Below are 20,208 nucleotides of genomic sequence, written 5' to 3'. Positions count from 1 at the left end.
ATGCTTGATAAAGCGGACGAACAGATCTTCACCGGTAGTGTGCGGTTGGTGCACGCGGTTGGCATGCACGCGCGCCCCGCGGTCAAGCTGACCAAGCTCGCCAAGAAATTCCAGGCTCAGATCTCGGTGCGGGTCGCGGGCGCGCCTGAATGGATCAATGCCAAGAGCGTGGCCAAGATCATGGCAATGCGCGCGGCACACGGCAGCACGATCGAGATCAAGGCCTCCGGCAGCGACGCCGAGGCCGCGGTCGCGGCGTTGGTCGATCTGATCGCAAGCGATTTCCCGGATGGAGCACCATAGCATGCAGGGCGGCGCTGCAGGGCTGGCCTACCGCGGCAGGACCGCCTCGATCGGCTTTGCCCATGGCCCGTTCGTCCGTGTCGACGCGGGCGCCGCCGGCGAGCGTGTGGCCGGCACACTGGTCGAGGAGGCGCTGGCGTTGCGCAATGCGATCGACGTCGCGAGTGGCCAGATCGCGGATCTTGCCGCCAGCGCCGGCGGCGAAGCTGCGCAGATTCTCGAATTCCAGGTTGCGCTGCTGGAGGATGAGGATTTGATCGAGGCGATCTTCGCGTCGATCGGCGAGGGACGTCCAGCCGATATCGCATGGCGTTCGACGCTCGACGCGCACATCGTCGACTACAATTCCGCACCGGACGACTATCTGAAAGCGCGTTCCTCCGATCTTGCGGATTTACGCGACCGCGTGGTCCACATTCTGCGTGGCGACCAAGGGCAGCCGCTGAAGGTCCCGAGCGGGGGCGTGGTCTGCGCCGACGATCTGCCGCCATCGCGTTTCCTCGAGATTGACTGGTCCGGCGGCGGTGGCCTGGCGCTGTTGCGCGGCAGCCCGACCAGCCATGTCGCGATGCTGGCGCGCGCGCGCGGCATCCCGATGGTGGTGCAGCTCGGTTCCATTCCGGACATCGGCACCACGGCGCTGCTCGACGGCGAAGGCGCGACGCTGGAGCTCGATCCCAATGCCGAGCAGGTCCGCACTTTCGAGAAGCGGCGCGACAGCCATCTCAAGAGCAGGGCATCCGCGCGCGCGATCCTGCGGCGGCCGACAGCCTCCTGGCGCGGCGAGCGGATCAAGCTCTTCATCAACATCCAGCGCGTCGAGGATCTCGAGCATGCCGACGCGCAATATGCCGACGGCATCGGCCTGATGCGGACTGAATTCCTGCTCGCCGGCCGGAGCGTGCCGGACGAGGAGACCCAATTCCAGGCCTATGACGCGGTGTTGCGCTGGGCCGGCCAGCGGCCCGTCACCATCCGCACGTTCGATGCGGGCGGCGACAAGCCGGTGCCTGGGTTCACGCTGGATGGCGAGGCCAATCCGTTTCTCGGGGTGCGCGGTCTGCGCCTGTGCCTCGCCCGGCCCGAGATTTTTGCCGTTCAGCTCCGTGCGCTGGCACGCGCGGCGGTGCGCGGCAATCTCAAGGTCATGTTCCCGATGGTCACCTCGGCGGATGAGCTCGAGGCGGGACGGAAGCTGTTCGCCGAAATCGTGCAGCGCTTGCAGGCGGACGGCATTGCCGCAATGCTTCCCGAGCTGGGAATCATGGTCGAAGTCCCGGCGGCGGCCCTCGCGGTATCCAGCTTCAAGGCCGCCTTCTTCTCGATCGGCTCGAACGATCTCGCGCAATATGTCCTGGCCTGCGATCGTTCCAACGGAGCTCTCGCCCCATTGATGGACCCTCTGCATCCCGCAGTGCTCGAACTGATCGCGCGGACCGCGGAGCACGGCCGCCGCGCCGGCATCAATGTCAGCCTGTGCGGCGACATGGCCGGTGATCCGCGCTGCCTGCCCGCATTGCTGAATTGCGGACTGCGCGAATTGTCCGTGAACCCCTCGGCGCTGGCGCAGATCAAGCACACCATCGACCGGCTGAGCAGCGGAGGCAGCGTTGGCTGACACGGCGGCCGATGACGCGCCCGAGGCTGGCGCGGTTGCGGTCTACAAGCGCATCTTCAAGGAAGTGCTTGAGAGCCGCCCGTCCGGCATGCGGCTGCGGCTGGCCCATGCCATGGGAAAGAACCGCAGCTTCGTCAGCCAGATCAGCAACCCGGCCTATCCGGTGCCGATTCCAGTGCAGCATCTCAACACGATCTTCGATGTCTGCCACTTCCCGCCGCAGGCGAAGAGCGCCTTCCTTCGCGCCTATGCCCGCGCGCATCCGCGCCGCGTCGGCCGGTTGAGCGAAGGCTCGCACGAGCGGACGCTGACGCTGCATCTGCCGGACCTCGGCAGCGCCAAGCGCAACGCCGAGCTCGACACGCTGCTCCAGGAGTTCACACGGCGGCTGATTGGCATCATGCGGGAAAAATAGGCGAGGAACGTCGAACGGACGAGGCGGGAGGACACCATGAAGAAGTTCATCAATGCGGTCGACAACGTGCTCGGCGAAAGCCTCGACGGTTTCGCGGCCGCGCACGCCGATCTGGTCGTGCTGGGCGCCGAGCGTAAATTCGTTCGCCGCAGCGAGCTGAACGGCAAGAAGGTCGCGCTGGTGTCGGGCGGCGGCAGCGGGCACGAGCCGCTGCATGCGGGCTTCGTCGGCTACGGCATGCTGGATGCCGCCTGTCCCGGCCAGGTGTTCACTTCGCCGACGCCGGATCAGATCGTCGAGGCCGCACAGGCGGTCGCGGGCGATGCCGGCGTCCTGTTCATCGTCAAGAATTATGCCGGCGACCGTATGAATTTCGAGATGGCGGCCGAGATCGCCGAAGGCCGCACCGCCACCATCGTGACCGATGACGATGTCGCGGTCGAGAAGTCGACCTACAGCATCGGACGGCGCGGCGTCGCCGGTACGTTGATTGTCGAGAAGATCGTCGGCGCCGCCGCTGAGAGAGGCGCCGATCTCACCTCCTGCGTGGCGCTCGGCGAGCGCATCAACGCACAGACGCGCTCGATGGGCGTTGCGCTGACCAGCTGCACCGTCCCGGCTGCGGGCACGCCGACCTTTGCACTTGGTGAAGACGAGATGGAGATGGGGGTCGGCATTCACGGCGAGCCGGGCCGCCGTCGTGTCAAGCTCGCGCAGGCCGACGCGATCGCCGCCGAGATGATCACCGCGATCGCCGATGATCTTGGCGCGCGCGCCGGCACCGAGGCGCTGCTGCTCGTCAACGGCTTCGGCGGCACGCCGACGATCGAGCTCTATCTGATGTACAACGCGGCGCGCCGGATGCTCGAGGAGCGGGGCCTGCGCATCGCCCGTTCGCTGGTCGGCAGCTACGTCACATCGCTGGACATGGCGGGCTGCTCGCTCACCGTGAGCCTGCTCGACAACGAGTCCACAGCGCTCTGGGATCATCCCGTGCGCACGGCCGCATTGAAATGGTGACCACCGCGGCGAGCGGCCGCTGATTTTCAGATTGCGCCCTGACCGACGATGGGGCCGGGGTCTCAGGCATGCACCGGAAGTCGGCCGGTTCATCCTCCCTGAAACTTGCCGTGTCCTTCGGGCACGGCATCTTTTTGTGTGGAGTAGACGAGATCTCCGACGATCGATGATCGTGAGTGCCAAGTAATTCCTCAACGCGGTGGTGAGAGCGCTCGTTCTCCACTCACGCCTTGGCAGCAACGTACCCGTAATAATTCATAAGGAAGTCCCCAATTGAGAGAGGCTTCTGAGCGCCACCCTTGCCTGGATGCGGGATCGCGTAGTCTCCCTTGCCCCATGTGAAGATCGTTGTCGTCACGTTTCCGTTCGACACCTGTATCCTGTCACGCAAGACGACCCAGTGCCGCGTCAACACGGAGCCTTCGTCCGACTGGTCGTCGTATTCGATCATGTTGGCGCTTATGAACAGGCATACGCGATATCCACCGGCAAGCAGGGCGTTGGCTTCGTTGACGCTGTCGAGGCCTTTGCTGAATTTCAGATTGGTCTCCTCGCGCACGTCCTGGTATCCGGCCTTGCGGAACCATTGCTCCATTTCGCTCGGCAAGGTGATCCCCGCGGCATCGCTTATTCTGCCGGTGTCGTCAAAATCGAGGAACCAATTTTCGGAATCGCGAATGGAGGCGCAAGTCAGCCAATCGACGTGGTCCAGCGAGTAGGGCGGTGTGTAGTTCTTCACGTCCTTTCCCGGTTTGATCAGCAGGCGGCCGAGGTTCGCCTGCCCCTTCTGATACAGGTCGATGGCGAACCGCGCATGTTGTCCCGGCTTGTCGGATGCGTAGCTGAACATCAGCGCGGAAGGGCCGCACATGCTCGCTTGATCCTGATCTATGAGGCTCGGCTTCGCAATTCGCCTGAGAATGCCTATCCCGACGCGGTGCGGATCGAGCTTCGGAAAGAACGTGGTCCTCGTGTTCTTGAGGAAATCGCAGACCATCTCCGCGGCGAGCTTCTTTTGATCCGAGTTGAGGTCGTACGGTCCAACCCCGAGCCACTTCTTCTTTTCGTCGCCGACGAAGAGCGTGATGAGCTTTTTCGAAGTCGGAGAAAGCGTTCTGGAGGTATTTGCAATGGTGGTCAGGTCGTCCAGCTCGAATGCGGTGACCATGCCGTCCGCGACGGTCGCCCTGATGATATCGACCACTTCCGCGTAATCCAGCCTGGAATCGTCGAGCAGACCCTTGCGAAGTGCGGCATCGACGGATGGCGTCGTGATCCCATCCCATTGACCCTTGGGAGGAGGAGGCTTGGCGGCTGCCTTGGTCGCGAGGTCAACGAGCCGAGTGAATGTTGGTCCGCCGGGCCGGATATAGCCGTCCGGCGTGCCCGGGAAGTTCTTTTGCTGGAAATACAGAATCGAGTTGTAGAGGCTGTCGCTGGCGTGACCCGTCACGACCATTTGCGGTTTGAGCGGGGTCTCGGCACCTCCGTCGGAAATGGCGATCTTGTTGAGCAGCGAGATGACCAGCTCCTGGTCTTGCTTCCAGTTCTGGCAGCTGCGACCCGTCGCGGCAAACCGACCGACTTTGTCTTTCAATTGCGGCATAACCAATCACCAGCAATATGGTCGTTTTCAGTGGCGTATTGCGGGTTCAACTATCGCGTTGGTGGTCGGCTGAAGCGTCCAGGCGAGCTTGTCGATGAATTCGTACTCAAACAGCGCCTGCGGGTCGGTTCCGAAATAATATCCATACTGATGCAGTATCTTGGAGCCCTTGGCGACCATCTCGCGCTTCCATTTCAGGTCTTTGGCAGAGCTGAACTGAAATCCAATCACCACCGCATAGTTTTCGTACGCTTCGGCAACTTGCAGAATGGTTGCGCGCGTCAGGATGCCGGCAGGATCTTCCAGGCCTTGAACTCTGAACGCGGTGATGCGGTTCATCAAATTTGATGCAACCTCCTCCTCGGACCAACCCATGACGCCCGCTGCAACGCCCTTTGCGAACCCCTCCTTGATGAACTTGACTTGAATGTTCTTGAGTGCCTCCCGAGCCGCGACCTTGTCAGCCACCATGAGGACCAGATCGGGGATCATCGCAGCGATATTCTCGGCCTTAAGAGCCTCCTTTAACCCGGCCTTGAAGCCGGCCTTGGCCGCGCTCCACAATCCTTCGCCCGCAACGGAGCCGGCCGGCGGCGGCGGGACCTCTGGCGGAGTCGGTGTGTTCCGCGGGACCTTCAGTCTTATCTCCGGTGCCCGAAAGTCGAGCGCCTGAACGCCTCTCCTGCGCATCGCAATGAGCGTTCCTCCGCTGTCCCTGGTCAGAAACACCGGATTTTTGATGCCGCGAGCCACTCCGCCCGCCCTTACCTGGGCAACCACATCGGAATCGAATGCGGAAAGTCCGTGATTCAAACCCTCATTGCCCCACTTCCAAACTTGCGCGCGGGGCACCTGGGTCATCATTTTGTCTTCGACGATCCGCAAGTCGGTGAGCAATTTTTCGCCTGACTGAGCGCGCGCTCCCTTTAGAAATTCAAACTTGACCCGTGGCGAGATCAGAACCTCGTGACCGTCCTTGGCCAGGTTGAGAATTTCATTCTCAAAACGTCGGCTGAGCGCTTTCTCGGCGGCGCTCGCCGCAGCTCGTTGCCCGTTTTGTATGTCTATGAGGATGTTGGTATCGAGCCAGACCGGGGGCTTTAAAGGCGCCATTGCAACACCATTGGCTTAACTGGCACAGGACGCATTTTGCGTCAGCGAGCCTATCCCTCAGTCGCGTTTGTCGAAGCGGCGGTTCAAGCGGCTCCGGATCTCGCCATACAAGCTCCACCTTGCTCTGGCGCTGGCGCGAACCCACGACGTGGAGATGCATCGACGGTGTCGGCGATGCGCTTCGCCCCGCTTGCAAGGCAAATGGGCCAGAACGGCCGGCCGCTCCCGATCGGCCTCACCACAGTGAGATCCATCGAAGGGCATGAGGTTGCCGTTACCGGGATCCCAGAAATGCGATCGTCAGCGCGCGCCTTTCGGCTTGGAGCCAAGCAGATCGTGCGTCCCACTGACGCTTAACGTTCCCGAGCACTCGAATCCCCCGAAAATGCCGCAGGAGCCGGTGACGGTCACGCGCAGGTCCTTGCGTTGATACAGGTCGACCGAAACGCCAAATCGCGAAAAATCATTGGCGCTGTTCGGCAGGATCAGGTCGATGTGATCGATCGCCCAGCGCGGCAGGTGAGGATTGCTCTTCCAGAACAGTTCATTGACGGCGTGGTGCCCGAAATTCGGTCCGACCGTGAGGGCGCCGTCTGCGCCCTCGAACACGAAGCCCGTCTCGTCGATGTGAACATTGACCCGGTCGGGCGCTACCGCGAAATGCAGCGACGTGATGTCCTGCGGCTGCGGGTCCTTGCCGAACTGCGCGCTATAGTCGTCGCTCCATTGCCCTCGGCCGCGTCCCAGCCCGAAGCCATGCCGGCCTGGAAGGTCTCGCGTAGACAGCGGCCGGTCGGATAGCTTCGGGCGCCAGATCTCCCGAAAGCCCTTGCCGATTGTGGCTGCCATCGACAGGTCGAGGGCCCAATGCGACGGCTTCTCCGGGCTTTTGCCTTCGGCGAACGCGTCGAATCCGTCCGACGTCTTGGCAATGCGCAGCGTCTTGATCAGGTCTTCCCAGTCCTTGGGCAGGAACGTGACGCCGTCGAGCGTGCTCGTCGCGGCCGCGACGCCATACTTCTCCAATTGGCGTCGGATATAGGCCTTCTCGTCATAGAGGCGGACATTGGGATTCGGCCCCGCGAAATATTTCGACAGATCGATCTGCGGCCGGAGCATGGTTAGCCGCGCCGCGATCTTGCGGTAAGTGTCGGTCGTGGTCGGATTGGTGGTCGTCACGGGTCCGCCCTCCGGGTCAAAGCCAGTCTCCGATTTGTCTGGTCCGGGCGGGGCCGGGTTCAACTGAACCTCCCAACCGGAAACGCCGACCACCATTCGTGGAGCAGTGTCAACAGCAAGGACGGTCCGATGTCACTTCGGAGCAGGGTGCTAGACGTACTCAACGGCCCGGCGGTCGCGCGTATTCGCTTCCGGTTTCCGATCCGTGGCAGCCATGTGACGATTGCACCGCAAACATTCCATCACGTCGCTCGCGCGATCCGGTTGGGGCAGGTCAGCGTCAGAGTTCCGACCGACCTCGCGGCAAATGTTGCAGCACAATATAACGACGTCGCGCGAACCCGAGCGGACGGTACGGTCGTCGCGGCGAATACGCTGGAGGTCGTGTCGGCGACGGGGCGAATGGACGAAGCCTATATCGTCCACGAGGCCTTGCATGAGGCTTACGATCTGCTGCGGACCGGCCTTGACGGCAATGCGGAGGAGGCGTCCGCCTATGTCTGCACGGCGCTCTACTGCCGCATGACAGGCCTGCCGCGCCCCCGTTGGGCGAACGGCCCGATCTACGCCAATGCCGCGGAGGTCGCCCGAACGCTGCTGGCGCAATACCAAAAGGGTGATCCCGGCATTCCCTGGGTCGGCGAGCATGAATGGCGGATGCTGCGCGCCGGTGTCGGCCTTAGTGCGGTCTATGCCAGCGGACCTGGTGGCATTCTCACCGGGTGGCTGCTCGGCCAACAATACACCCACGACGGCTGATCGAACGCGGGGCGTCCGCTCCCACAAACTGGCTGCTGGCCTGGCTCCCTGCCGCCTCGTCCTTACCGAGGCCGACGCCGTCGAAAGCCTCAGGCCACCAGCAAACCCAGTTTGCCGACCGTCGCCAGCGACCGGTCAACGCTTTGTCGGGTTGACAGCAGCAACGGCTCGGCGGCCTGCCCGGCATCATCCATTCGCTTGACCTGGACGGTTGGTCCGAAGGTTTCAGTCATTTCGGCCGTGATTTGCTCGATCGTCCGGGAGCCGTCGAGCAACTGCAGGAAATGGCGCGTCCTGTCGTCCTCCAACTGCACGGTCTGGTGAAGCAGATTGGTGACCAGCGGGCCGCTCTGCGCTTGTCTGCGGGCGAGCAGGCTGGCCTGCGGACAGTCCGTGATTTCCTTTACGAGAAACGGCCGTGATTTCAGAAAGGAGACCTCGCCGCTGCAAGCCAGGATATAGAGCGCTTCCGTCAATATCCGCTGGTCATCGCCGGTTTGCCGGCCTTCCAGCAGCGTCCGGGCGCCATCGAGCAGTTCGGTGAATGAGAGTGCGCGCGGCCAGGCCCGGCCGAGACAAAGATGTGCGGCCTTCAGGAGCGGATTGGTCACCGTGATCCGGCTGCCGTCCTGATTTTCAAACTCCATCTCGGAATCGTCAGTCAGGCAGGCGTCGGGGCGACGTGGGCTGGTGGTGCTCAGCAGATAGAAGGCGGTGATGAAGTCGAGATCGACCTGGCGGTCAAGGGAGATACCCTCGTGGCAGAGCAACGTGCGCCGAAACCCGTTGCCGTCGATGAAGTCCTGGTATTGATCGCGCGCCATGAACTCGCCTTCGGGAAAGCGCTGCAGCGTGGCGCGGACCTCTTCGGTGTAGCCGGCAAGATAGCGTCGTGAGAAATCGGCGTCGCTCAGATATTGCAGGCCATGTCGGCCGGCATCCTCGACGACTTCGTGCAAAAGGAAGGCCGTCGCGCCCTGATCGAGGTCGTCGTGAAAAAGCAGTTCGTCCGGAGCGTTGAGCACGCGGGTGCACTGATCGCGCATGACTGTACCGTGCACCGAGTTAGACTTCGATCCTTCGCTGAGAAATTTCACGATGGCGCGAGCTTGTCCGACTTTCTCCTTCATCCCGGTGAAGCGCCGGGTGTGGTAGCGCATCATGTCGCGGACCATGTCGCGAAGATGCGAGAACGGGTGTGCGTTATAGCTGACGTAGCAGAGCCCCTGTGGTGCCAAATTCCGCTTGAAGATAGACATCATCTTCTCGCGCACGACCGGTGGTACCCATGAATACACGCCATGGGCGATGATGTAGTCGAACTGTCCGAAGGCAGCGTCGACGTCCATGATGTCGCAATGCAGAAGCCTGATGTTGCTCAAGCCCAATGCGGCGATGTTTCGCTGTCCGCGTTCGATCGTCACGCCGCTCAGGTCGATACCGATGAACTCGCTGTCTGGATATTGAAAAGCCATCGGCAACAGATTGCCGCCAACGCCGCAGCCGAGCTCCAGGACCCGGCAGCGCTCGACCGGAGCCGGCTGCATGCCGTAGACCGCAGCGATCGTCGCCAGATGGTTCGGGTGAGTGAGTCCGTAGACATGCCCGGGATAATACACCTCGTCGTATGCCGTGGTACCGGTGGTCGGCTGGCGGTGCTCGGTCTGAATATTCATCGCAGTCAGTTCCACGAATATGCAAACTTGTCGTTCACGATCGAGACGCGCGTCTGCTTGACCTCCTCCTTGGCGAGTGACTTGCTCAAGAATTCGCGCGACAGTTCGGGCAGCAGCGTGTTGGTGATGATGTTATCGATCATCCGCCCGCCGGAGTCCGGATCGTTGCAACGGGATACGATGTGCTCGACGACTGCATCGTCGTAGCCGAAGGCAGCCTTGTGATTATCGCGGAGGCGCTGTCCGATCCGGTCGAGCTGCAATCTGACGATGCCGGCAAGCATCTCGTCCGAAAGCGGAAAGTAGGGGATCGAGACAATGCGCCCAAGCAATGCGGCGGGGAACACCTTCAGCAACTCCGGCCGTAGCAGCCTGGCCAGTTCTTCCGGCTCGTTGCGATACTTGGGATCGCGCGCCAGGCTCATGATGAGATCGGTGCCGACGTTTGTGGTCAGAATGATCAGTGTGTTCTTGAAATCGATTCGCCGACCGTTGCCGTCTTCCATGACTCCCTTGTCGAACACCTGAAAGAAGATCTCATGGACGTCGGGATGGGCCTTCTCCACCTCGTCGAGCAGGATAACGCTGTAGGGCTTGCGCCGGACCGCTTCGGTGAGCCGGCCGCCTTCACCATAGCCGACGTAACCCGGAGGTGCGCCCTTCAAGGTCGAGACCGTGTGCGCCTCCTGGAACTCCGACATGTTGATCGTGATCATGTTCTGCTCGCCGCCATAAAGGGTTTCGGCAAGCGCGAGGGCGGTTTCTGTCTTGCCCACGCCGGACGGTCCGGCCAGCATGAAAACGCCGATCGGCTTGGACGGGTTGTCCAACTTGGCGCGGCTGGTCTCGATTCTCTTGGCAATCATCGTCAGCCCGTGGGACTGGCCGACCACGCGGCGATTGAGAATCTCGGGCAGCTTCAGGACGGTCTCGATTTCGTCACGCATCATCCTGCCGGTCGGAATGCCGGTCCAGTCGGACACGACAGAGGCGACCGACTGCTGGTCGACATGGGCATAGATCATCCGCTTTTCCGGATTGATGCCCTCCAGTGTCTCGAACTTGCCGCGCAACTCGACGCGTTTCGTGGCTCGATCTTCGTCTGCGTTCTCGGAGATGATTTCGCGAATGCTGCGGATGTCCTTGACGAGTTCCTGTTCCTTGGCCCAGTCGGCCTCCAGGCCGGTCAGCTTGTCCTTCAGCGCCGCAATGTCGCCGTCGATCGCGGTGATGCGCTCGCTGTTCTCGTCCCCGAGATCGCCGTCGCTGACCAGTGCCGATCGCTCGGCCTCGCGTGCCGCGATGGCGACGCGAGCGTCCTCGATCAGGGCCGGCGTCGCGCTTTGACTGATGGCGACCCGCGCCGAAGCCGTGTCCAGCAGGCTGACCGCCTTGTCCGGCAGCTGTCGAGACGGAATGTAGCGATGCGACAGGTTGACCGCGGTCACGATCGCGGCGTCCGAAATGCGAACGCCGTGGTGCTTCTCCATCGGGCCGAGGAGGCCGCGCAGCATGATGCAGCAGGTCTCGACATCCGGCTCATCGACCTGGATCGGCTGAAAGCGCCGTGTGAGTGCGGGATCCTTTTCGATGTACTGGCGATATTCTGCCCAGGTGGTGGCGGCGATGGTACGCAGCGTGCCGCGGGCGAGGGGAGGCTTGAGGAGATTGGCTGCGTCGCCAGTGCCGGCCGTGCCACCGGCCCCGATCAGCGTGTGAGCCTCGTCGATGAACAGGATAATCGGGGTAGGCGAGTTCTGTACCTCGTCGATCACCGAGCGCAGGCGCTGCTCGAATTCGCCTTTCATCGAGGCGCCGGCCTGCATCAGGCCGATATCGAGGGCGCAGAGCCTGACGTTGCGCAGTGGTGGCGGTACCTCGCCGGCGGCAATACGCTGGGCAAATCCCTCGACCACGGCAGTCTTGCCGACGCCGGCTTCGCCGGTGAGGATCGGATTGTTTTGCCGCCGGCGCATCAGCACGTCGATCAGTTGGCGGATTTCGTCGTCCCGACCGAGGATCGGGTCCATCTGACCCGACCGGGCCTTTGCCGTGAGATCCTGGGAAAATCGGTCGAGCGGTGTTGTCCCTTTCGGATTTGCCTGGTCCGCACCATCGGTGCCGGCACCGGCCAATCCGGAGCCGTCCATCGGACGCATGGTCTCCTCCTCGGAGCCCCCCCAGATGGCGCGGTGCTCCGCGGCCAATGCGTCGACATTTATCTTGGCGAATTCCTGCGAGATGTTGTTGAGCGCACGACGGATGTCGTTCGATTTCAATCCGGCGACCAGGAGATGGCCGGTGCGGATCTGGGTCTCGCCGAAGAACAGCGTGGCATAGTGCCAGCCACGGTCTAGAATATCGATGACCGAATTGGCAACGCCCGGCATGTCGGTTTCGTTCTTGCGGAAGCCGTTGATGACGCCTGCGAGGTCCGACAACAGCCGTGCGCGGTCGAGCTTGTAGTGATCCACCGACAGGCTGAGATCGGTCCGCTCCTGTTGCAGGATGTGAAACAGCCAGTGCGCAAGCTCCACGTTACGATTGCTGGCGCTCTTGGCGTGGCGCAGGGCCTGTATGAAGGCGTCGTAGCCGGCCCGGTTCAGTTTGCCGGTCACGGCCTCAAGGCTGATGTCGGTCACGATGGCGCCTCCTGCTCAATCCCTGGACGATGCCGGGGTCGTCGCGGAAATCGGCTCGAATTCCCATGATGTTAGGACAATCCGAGCGATGCTTAGGTTCAAACCGCCGGCGTACCTGTCGCAGCGCTGCGCCGGGCTCTCAGACGCTCGGCAAGGTGAAAACGCGCGTCGCGCCGGTACTCTTCGGTCGAGGCCCAGTTCGGCGAAACCCAGCTGGTCCATCCAAGGCGTCCGCTCTGCCCCAGCTTCATCGGGACGACCGCTCCCGCCGGAATGGCGAGTTCCACCTCCCACTCGAGTTCGTCGCCGATATAGAAGTAGACGGCGTCAGCCAGGGGCTCGGACAGGTTCGGCGCTTCGGTGGGCAGGAACTGCTCGTATTGAGCAAAATCCTTCACGAACACGCGAACCCTGATCTTGTCTTCCACACTGAACACGCGGGAGCCCAGAAGCGCGTCGTGGCCGAGCTTGGCGTGCGTCCCGCCGAGCCGGCTGCAATGGCTTGGGTCGAACGGGAGCCAGGTGCCAACGAACTCGTCGATCTCGGCCCTGACTTCGAACAGCCCTTGCAGGAGCCGCGCCAGTCGGGATGCGGATTTCGCTCTGGGTGAAACCAGTCCGGCGAAGCTCAGCTTCGCCATGTCGGGCACGGTATCGCGATTGGCAAAAATATCGGAGCCGAGGCCGGCGAAGGATCCGACATAGGCAATGAAGCGGTCGTCGGATGGGCGATCGTGCTGGGCGATCGGCCGTGCGTCTGCCCAGGCTCGAAAGAACAATTGCAGGAAGCGCCCGTTCAGCAGGTCGAGAAAGCGAGGGAAGGCGTCATCCCGCATCAGCTGCCAGCCGACGCTCTCATCGGTGGTGGCCAGCGGCAGCGCGCCCTGCGGTCCGAGCAGGCCGAGGAATTTGACCAGAATTCTGAGCCTGCCATCACGATCGTCGACCGAGCTCAGATTGGAGGCGGGAAATTCCAGATAGGGGGTTTGACCGAGGTCGATAAACTCCTCGCGACGCGCTGCACTGTCGCCGATCCGCGGCCGATCCGGATTGCATCGCTCGAGCTGGCGGAGCGTCTGAAAGAAATCGAACCGCCAGGGCTCGGCCTTCATCTGGTCGATCAGCGTCACAGCGGCCTCCGGGTGCCCATGCGGGCCGGCCAACGCATGATCTCGCCGCGCTCTGGCGTCGAGATGACGGTCTGGGTGAAAGTGTTGAAGCCCGAATAGTCGGCGAAGAAGCGTTCCAGCACAGCCCCGAGCAGGAAGACGCCGCTGCCCTCGAATGCCTTCTCGTCAAGCGTGACCGTGATCTCCAGGCCGCGCGCGGCGCCACTGCCGGTACGCTCACGCACCCGCCGCACCACGGGCCTGCTCTCGACGCTGCGCACGCCACGAATCTTTCGTTCCGTCGCATCGTCGAACTGGTCGGCGAACAAGGACAGCATCTCGCGCAACGCCCCGGCGTTCTTGCCGCCGCTACGCTCCACGAGGCCGAGATAGTTCAAACTCAGCATGTTGATCAGGCGCCAACTGACGACGCCGCTATTGGCGATTTCGGTGCGACTGCGCAACTGCGCCACCACCGGCTCGCGTGGCCGAGTGGGGCCGGCGATGCACATCAACTCGAGCGAGGTGTCGTCCAGCAGGCGAAAGTCGGCTCCGCCCTGGCCGACTGGCAGATGTTCCGTGAGATGCCGGTTCGAGCACAGCGCCCGAACGCTCAGTTCGGCGGCAGATCCGCCGCCGCTCGGGTCGCCGGGCTCGAGCAGCGAAAGAAACATGTCCGTCCCGGTGTAGTCCGAGGCTGCGCCATAGGTCTTCTCTTCGACGGTGCGGCGCCGCGGCAGCCGACGAACCGTATAATAAAGTCCCTCGACCGATCCGGCTGTCCGGTCGACGGCGGCGGAGTACAACGGACGCACGCGGCGCTTGTCCTTTTCCGCCGGAAAGTGCGCATAAACCTCCAGCACCTGGTGCGGCTCGTATTCGAGATAGCGACTTCGGTCGGGCACCACGTGGTATTCGTAGGTATTCGACTTGATCGGGATGCGATCGCTGGTCTTTTCGAACAGGTTGATCGCCGGGGCGGTATAGAGGCTGAAAGTATCCGCCCGGACCGAGGCGGCGAGCCGCGAGTTGTGCTCATCGAACGCGAAGACGATATCGATGGACTTGCTGCGTAACCGCGGCATCACAGCGCGAAGTTGCGTCAGATTGACGCCAAGGAACTTGCGCGGAAACACGAAATATTCCCGCAACAATTCCGAGCCGCGAAAGACCCGGTTGTCGTTCGGAAACAGGGATTCGTCCTCGCTGAAGCCGACTTGCTGAACACACTCGTTCGGAGCCCGGATGACGACCGGATCGCCGAAATCGTCGAGATAGCGAAAATAGAGCCCGACGCAGTTCGAGGTCAGTTGTTCGTAAAGTGCGATGGCATCCGACTCGGCGCCGGTCAGGTAGATGGGCAGTTCGCTGGTGCGGCAGCCGGCGAACCAGGTGTCCGGTTTGGTGCGAGTCTCCGCGTCCGCCGGCTCCTCGTCGAGCCGCGCTGCGGTACGGTGCGTCAAGGAGAGCCTGAGCCCGGCGATGACTTCTCCGCCGACTGGAATCCCGAGCGCCTGCAAGGCGCCCGCGGTCGCAAAATATTCGGCGCCGGCGACGTCAAACGGCCAAAGTACGATATCGCGGCAAAGCCGGAACCGGCAGGCGAGGCTTCGTTCCCTTTCGCGATAGCTCGCGTCGAAATAGGCGCCCCGCGCAATCTTCTTGCCGTCGCGCAATGCCGGATCGGCGTAGGTTGGTTGAACCTTGACCAGCATGGCGGACGGAGTTGGCGCGAGATAGTTCGGAACCAACTGCTCAAGCAGGTTCGCCGTGAATTCCGGAAACTCGTGCTTGAGCTTGAGCTGAACGCGAGCGGCGAGAAATGCAGCGCCTTCCAGCAGGCCTGAGATCATCGGATCTGAGCGGTCGCGGACCAGGCCGCCGAGGCGCTCGGCGATACCCGGATACTCCTCGGCAAAACCCTCCGCATGCTCGTACAGCAGCGACAGTTCACGATTGTAAAAGTCGAGGAACTCGCGGTTCATGTTACAGTCGGTTGATCTGTATATCGCCGCTGTCGAGGTCGACGTCTGCGACGAATTCCACGGGTACGTTGAGCGGTTCGCATTTCAGGTCGGAATGCACGACGAAGCGCAGCTTGAGCTGCTCGGCGCCCACGGAGGTGTCGCGCCGCACCCGGATGGACTTGCGATCGAGTCTCGGCTCGTAGGTCGTGAGCGACATGCGCAGGGCATCGCTGAGTTCCTCGTCGGTGACTTCGTCGATCGAACGGTTTGCGATATCGGGGAAGCCATAGTTCAGAATCGAGGTGCGGACGCAGCCGCGACCCGTCAGGTCAAGCGTCGATTCGAGGGCAATGGTATTGAGGAGTGTTTCGACGTCCTGCGAAACCTCGCGCCTCAGCAGCGTCTCCGAGATCGGGAACCGACCCGCGCTACGCCGTCCCGCTATCACTCGCTCACCGAACTGATCGCGCAGTTCGAGCGGTTTGCGCGCATCGCGCGCGTCATGAGCCGCACGAAAGGCCAGCATCAATGGCGGAGAGAGCCGGTCTTTCCTAGGCGTAACGGTCATTGACGGTCCCCGTACAGCTGGCGCCGATTGCCGCTATGGGCAACCGGCGCCGGGCAGGAAGCCTGCGATCAGGCCCATTCCTTGTTGGCCGCAACGTCCCATCCGAACACCGGAGACGCGCCGGCGCCGCCTTTTTCCGTCTGGGTCTTGTAGGTCATTTTGACCTTCTGGAAGTTCAGGCTGACGTTTTCGGTGAGGCGATCCTCGCCGTGCGATCCGCCCGTCGATACGCTGGAGACCAGAACGTGCTTCATCTCGATCTTGAGATATTCGAGCGGATGTTCACCGGCCTTGCGGACCGTGAGAATGGCGCTGTCGATGTGCTTTCCATTGGCGCAGACCTTGAAAAGCTCGGGTGTCGCCTTGTCCACGAAGTGCGTGAAGTGGAGGTCTTGAACGGCGACCTTGCCGGCGCCGCCGCCCGACCCGCTGTGGAACGTGCCGCTTTGGCTCTCGCCAAACGACCAGCTTAAAATGTCGATCTCTTCCTTGTGCTTGTCGTCGAGCGACTCGCCCTTGATCGGATCGAGTTTCAAAAAGATGTCGACAGCCATAGCGTAGCCCTTTCAAAATGCTCTGATGATAGACGGTTGCGATAGCGTGGCGTCAGGAGCTCGGGCCTGGCAGGCGCGAAACAAGACTGAGACCGACGTCCATCGCTTCCAGTTGAAAGTGTGGACGGAGAAAGAAGCGCGCGTTGTAATATCCCGGGTTCTCCTCGTTTGCTATGACCTCAACCTTCGCAGCGGCCAGCGGTTTGCGCGCTTTCTGAGCTTCTGACGACAAGGCCGGATTGGCATCAACGTATTCGTTGATCCAGGTCTGCAGCCAGACCGTCAGCTCATCCTTTTCCTTCATGGATCCGATCTTGTCGCGAACCATGCACTTCAGATAATGCGCAAAGCGGGATACTGCGAACATGTAGGGCAGACGTGACGACAGGTTGTCGGACGCGGTTGCATCCACGCCCTTGTCGCCGAAATACTTCTTCGGCTTATAGAGCGACTGGGCGCCGATGAAGGCGGCCTTGTCGGTGTTCTTGCGATGGATCAGCGGGATGAGTCCCGCCTTTGCAAGCTCGTGCTCGCGACGATCGCTGATGGCGATCTCGGTGGGGCATTTCAGGTCGACGCCACCGTCGTCGGTCGGGAACGTATGCGTCGGCAGGTTGATGACTTCGCCGCCGGACTGGACGCCGCGGATGCGCGTGCACCAGCCGAACTCCTTGAAGGCGCGGTTGATGTTGACTGCCATCGCATAGGCGGCGTTGATCCAGCCGTATTTGTCACCGGTGTGCCCATCCGTCTCCTCTTCGAAGGCGAACTCTTCGACCGGCTCCGATTTGGCGCCGTAGGGGAGGCGGCCCAGCGCGCGCGGCATGCACAGGCCGAGATAGCGCGAGTCGTCCTGATCGCGCAGTCCCTTCCATGCGGCGTATTCCGGCGTGTCGAACACCTTGCCGATGTCGCGAGGGTTGGACAGTTCGGTCCACGAGTCCATTCCCATCAGCGTAGGCTCGGCGCCGCTGAAGAAGGGGGCGTGCGCGGCGCCGGCGATCTTGCTGAGATCGCGGAGCAACTGCACGTCGGTGGGGAGGTGGCTGAAATAATAGTCACCGATCAGGCAGCCGAACGGCTCGCCGCCGAGCTGGCCGAATTCGTACTCGTAGATCTGCTTGAAGAGCGGGCTCTGGTCCCAGCGCGCATCGGGATAAAGCCGCAGGTTCCGATACAGCTCGTTCTTGGAGACGTTCATCACCCGGATCTTGAGGTTGGCGTCGGTCTCGGAGTTGAAGACGAGGTAGTGGAGGCCGCGCCAGGCACTCTCGATCGCCTGGAATTCGGGCGCGTGCAGGATCTCGTTCATCTGCGCGGTCAGCTTCTGATCGATCCGCGCGATCATCTCCTCGATGGTGTCGAGCACGTCCGACTTGATGACGCTCGTGTCCTTGAGCGCCTCCTGAACGAGCGTGGACACCGCGTTCTCGACTTCGGTCGCCGCACGTTCGGTGCGCGGCTTGAAGCTTTGCTTCAGCAGGGCGGCAAACTCGTCGGCCTCGACGGTCCCGACCTTGGTGGTGGTCTCTTTGTGGATTGCTTCTTTTGCCATGGTCCCCATTCCTTCCCTTAGCTGTTGGTGTCGGCGTCGGTGGACTGGCTGGTCGCGCGCTCGCGCAGTGCGGCCATCAGTTGAGGATCGGCGAGGAGCTTCTTCAGCTGGTCCTCGGCGCCCACCTTGCCATCCATGTAGCGCAGCAGGTTGGCGAGCTGTTCGCGCGCTTCGAGCAACTTGGCCGTCGCCGGCACTTGGCGGGCGACCGCCACCGGCGTGAAGTCGGAGATCTTGTTGAAGCGCAGGTTGACGGAGATCTTTTCGTCAGACCCGTCGCTGAGGCGATTGGCAACGCGCGCCGTCATGCCGGGCTGGATCGCCGCCATGCGGTTGTCGAAATTGTCCATGTCGAACTCGAGGAACTTGCGCTCCTCGACCTTCGCCTTCTCGACGCCGGGGTTGTTGCCGGAAAGATCGGATAGGACGCCCATGACGAACGGCAGTTCGATCAGCCGCTCGGCGTCGTAGGGATCTTCGTAAGTGATGTGCACGCGCGGTGCGCGGTTTCGGCGAATGAATTTTTGACCGCTGTCGGTTGCCATTGGGTTGCCCTCTTCACAAAAAAATCTCTGCGGAAGCCGACTTGCGCGACGCAGGCAGGGAAGTGCCTCGGTCTTTCGTCGGCGGAGCTTCCTTCCGTTCAGTTAGTCCCCTCGAACGGAAGGCGGGTTCAATTCGATTTATCGATCGCCTTCAGAGCGCCCTCGGGCAGCACTTCGTTCAGCAGGCTGAGGAAGTCTCGCTGTGCGAGTTCGCGTGCGCGATCGACCAGGAACGGGATCGGGCTGGACGGCTCCGCGGCCCGGAAGAAAGACGCGACCTTGCTCAGCAAGTCCAACGCCTGCGCTCTGTTTTCTGCCGTAAAAACAGCATCTTGAGCCTCGTTTTCGGCCGCGGATGGGAGCGAGGTGGCGAATTCCGCCATGCGTTCGATCGGCAGGTCGAAGACCTTGTCGCGACCGATATTGATGGCCGCGGTCTCCACGTGGGCCGGCATCAGCATCCGCATCACTTCGATAAACGATTTGCCAACCATGTCCTGCGCCTGCCGCACCAGCAACAGCGCCGGGCTCGACGGTTCCTTCCGAGCGAAGTAGTCGGCAGCCGCCGCCAGCGCCGCGGATGCCTGTCCGGGTGAGGTCACTGCGCCGGCGATTTCAATCGGAAGCTGCGGGCCGTCTTGAGTAGTTGCGTCCGGGGATGGGACAGTTGCAGCCGGATCGCGTGCGGCGACCAGAGTCGCGAGCCAGCTGGCCATGCCATTCGCGACACCCGCCAGCCTGTCGAGACTGATGGGTTGCCCCGAGTTCAACTTTTCGTGCCAAACCGATTTGATGCCGGCGATCTCGGCAGCGACCGCCGAACAGCGGGCGCTCACCGCCTTGAGGGTGTCGAGATCGGTCTCGCCGATGATGCGCTCGATGGTTCCGAGATCCGGCATGTCGACATCGGCATCGGCGGCGGGAATTTCGCCCTTGGCAATCTGATAGGCACGGTAGTTGAGGCTGCCGTGCCTTCGATTTTCGATCAGGGGGAGGAATTGGAGCGGGTTGATCACCGTCGGAAACACGTCGATCGCCTCGATGGTGACGGCCCGAAAAGCATAGTCGCCGTCTTCGCCCCTTGGGTGCACCGTTTCCCATTGTTCGCGGAGCAGCAGGGTGGTTGCCCTCAGGCAGCTGAGGAAGCCATCGAGATCGCGGTTCAGGATGGAAAACTTGGCGAGCAGCATGGTCAGGCGCAGATCGCGGGTGCGGGCCAAGAGGGGCTGCGCAGCGGCGAACTGGCCGGCAATATCGATGGCCTTCGGATCGAAGCGTCCGCGCTCTCCGTTCGCGTTGACGACCTCGAAATACGACATCGGCAGCAGCGATTCCGCAGCTGCGAAGAAATTCAGGTACTGGACGTCGCCGGCCGCATCGAGGTCAGGCCCGCAGGGATTGTCCGGGTCGATGGGCTGGGTCAGGGTTACGACGTCGAGCATGCAAAGAGGATCCGTCTGCGGGGCCCTGGTCCCTCCACCAGGTCCGTGACATCTGGCGGATCACGCGGGGGATCATGATCCGATTGACTGTTAGGTCAGATCAACGCCGGCCTCGGTTCATTCCCGGCATGATGGCG

General features: G+C 62.1%; 17 protein-coding genes. 5 read left to right on the top strand and 12 right to left on the bottom strand.

What is annotated here, in order from left to right; genetic code table 11:
• Genes ACE10X_RS26315 through dhaK form a run of 4 tightly spaced genes read left to right on the top strand, consistent with a single transcriptional unit; the run spans position 1 to position 3,356 of the window.
• A complete protein-coding gene (locus ACE10X_RS26315; protein ID WP_229190522.1) occupies positions 1-303 on the top strand; it encodes an HPr family phosphocarrier protein in 303 nt (100 codons plus the stop codon).
• Between the two features lies 1 nt (position 304).
• A complete protein-coding gene (gene ptsP / locus ACE10X_RS26310; protein ID WP_038383169.1) occupies positions 305-1,921 on the top strand; it encodes a phosphoenolpyruvate--protein phosphotransferase in 1,617 nt (538 codons plus the stop codon).
• Positions 1,914-2,336 (top strand): hypothetical protein, encoded by a 423-nt coding sequence (locus tag ACE10X_RS26305; RefSeq protein ID WP_028339384.1) that lies wholly within the window; start codon positions 1,914-1,916, stop codon positions 2,334-2,336. The genes ptsP and ACE10X_RS26305 overlap by 8 nt, the downstream gene beginning before the upstream one ends.
• Positions 2,337-2,372: 36 nt before the next feature.
• Positions 2,373-3,356, top strand: a complete 984-nt coding sequence (gene dhaK / locus ACE10X_RS26300; protein WP_038383168.1) for a dihydroxyacetone kinase subunit DhaK — start codon at positions 2,373-2,375, stop codon at positions 3,354-3,356.
• 223 nt (positions 3,357-3,579) lie between these two features.
• Here dhaK and ACE10X_RS26295 read toward each other — a convergent pair whose 3' ends face one another.
• The 3 genes from ACE10X_RS26295 to ACE10X_RS26285 form a co-directional block, all read right to left on the bottom strand.
• Positions 3,580-4,962, bottom strand: coding sequence for a hypothetical protein (locus ACE10X_RS26295; protein WP_375763044.1), 1,383 nt, complete (start codon positions 4,960-4,962; stop codon positions 3,580-3,582).
• A gap of 27 nt (positions 4,963-4,989) precedes the next feature.
• Positions 4,990-6,075 (bottom strand): hypothetical protein, encoded by a 1,086-nt coding sequence (locus ACE10X_RS26290; protein ID WP_038383166.1) that lies wholly within the window; start codon positions 6,073-6,075, stop codon positions 4,990-4,992.
• 300 nt (positions 6,076-6,375) lie between these two features.
• Entirely contained in the window at positions 6,376-7,254 is an 879-nt protein-coding gene (locus tag ACE10X_RS26285; RefSeq protein ID WP_028339379.1) for a hypothetical protein, read from the bottom strand.
• Between the two features lie 129 nt (positions 7,255-7,383).
• Between ACE10X_RS26285 and ACE10X_RS26280 the strand changes: the two genes are divergently transcribed.
• On the top strand, positions 7,384-8,013 hold the full coding sequence (locus tag ACE10X_RS26280; protein WP_038383164.1) for a hypothetical protein: 630 nt from the start codon (positions 7,384-7,386) through the stop codon (positions 8,011-8,013).
• Positions 8,014-8,102: 89 nt separating this feature from the next.
• Here ACE10X_RS26280 and ACE10X_RS26275 read toward each other — a convergent pair whose 3' ends face one another.
• The 9 genes from ACE10X_RS26275 to ACE10X_RS26235 all read right to left on the bottom strand — a co-directional run bounded on the left by ACE10X_RS26275 (position 8,103) and on the right by ACE10X_RS26235 (position 20,071).
• Positions 8,103-9,689 carry a class I SAM-dependent methyltransferase gene (locus tag ACE10X_RS26275; RefSeq protein ID WP_038383173.1) on the bottom strand — a complete coding sequence of 529 codons (1,587 nt, stop codon included), beginning with the start codon at positions 9,687-9,689 and terminating at the stop codon, positions 8,103-8,105.
• A 5-nt stretch (positions 9,690-9,694) separates the two neighbouring features.
• Positions 9,695-12,331 (bottom strand): type VI secretion system ATPase TssH, encoded by a 2,637-nt coding sequence (gene tssH / locus ACE10X_RS26270; protein ID WP_038383163.1) that lies wholly within the window; start codon positions 12,329-12,331, stop codon positions 9,695-9,697.
• Positions 12,332-12,429: 98 nt separating this feature from the next.
• Positions 12,430-13,494 carry a type VI secretion system baseplate subunit TssG gene (tssG, locus tag ACE10X_RS26265; protein ID WP_375763043.1) on the bottom strand — a complete coding sequence of 355 codons (1,065 nt, stop codon included), beginning with the start codon at positions 13,492-13,494 and terminating at the stop codon, positions 12,430-12,432.
• The gene (gene tssF, locus ACE10X_RS26260) at positions 13,458-15,425 is read right to left on the bottom strand and encodes a type VI secretion system baseplate subunit TssF (protein WP_038383161.1); all 1,968 of its coding nucleotides are present in this window, start codon (positions 15,423-15,425) and stop codon (positions 13,458-13,460) included. Before tssF ends, tssG begins: the two co-directional genes overlap by 37 nt.
• Position 15,426: 1 nt before the next feature.
• Positions 15,427-15,975, bottom strand: coding sequence for a type VI secretion system baseplate subunit TssE (gene tssE, locus ACE10X_RS26255; RefSeq protein ID WP_028339373.1), 549 nt, complete (start codon positions 15,973-15,975; stop codon positions 15,427-15,429).
• A 68-nt stretch (positions 15,976-16,043) separates the two neighbouring features.
• Positions 16,044-16,529, bottom strand: a complete 486-nt coding sequence (locus ACE10X_RS26250; protein ID WP_028339372.1) for a type VI secretion system tube protein Hcp — start codon at positions 16,527-16,529, stop codon at positions 16,044-16,046.
• 52 nt (positions 16,530-16,581) lie between these two features.
• A complete protein-coding gene (gene tssC / locus ACE10X_RS26245; protein WP_018272201.1) occupies positions 16,582-18,084 on the bottom strand; it encodes a type VI secretion system contractile sheath large subunit in 1,503 nt (500 codons plus the stop codon).
• A gap of 17 nt (positions 18,085-18,101) precedes the next feature.
• Positions 18,102-18,629, bottom strand: a complete 528-nt coding sequence (tssB, locus tag ACE10X_RS26240; protein WP_038383160.1) for a type VI secretion system contractile sheath small subunit — start codon at positions 18,627-18,629, stop codon at positions 18,102-18,104.
• Positions 18,630-18,757: 128 nt separating this feature from the next.
• The gene (locus ACE10X_RS26235; RefSeq protein WP_038383159.1) at positions 18,758-20,071 is read right to left on the bottom strand and encodes an ImpA family type VI secretion system protein; all 1,314 of its coding nucleotides are present in this window, start codon (positions 20,069-20,071) and stop codon (positions 18,758-18,760) included.
• Positions 20,072-20,208 lie beyond the last annotated feature (137 nt).

The sequence above is a fragment of the Bradyrhizobium sp. Pha-3 genome (genome assembly GCF_042258325.1).
In the GTDB taxonomy this organism is placed as follows: Bacteria; Pseudomonadota; Alphaproteobacteria; order Rhizobiales; family Xanthobacteraceae; genus Bradyrhizobium; species Bradyrhizobium elkanii.
This window is presented reverse-complemented; position numbering and strand designations above follow the sequence as displayed.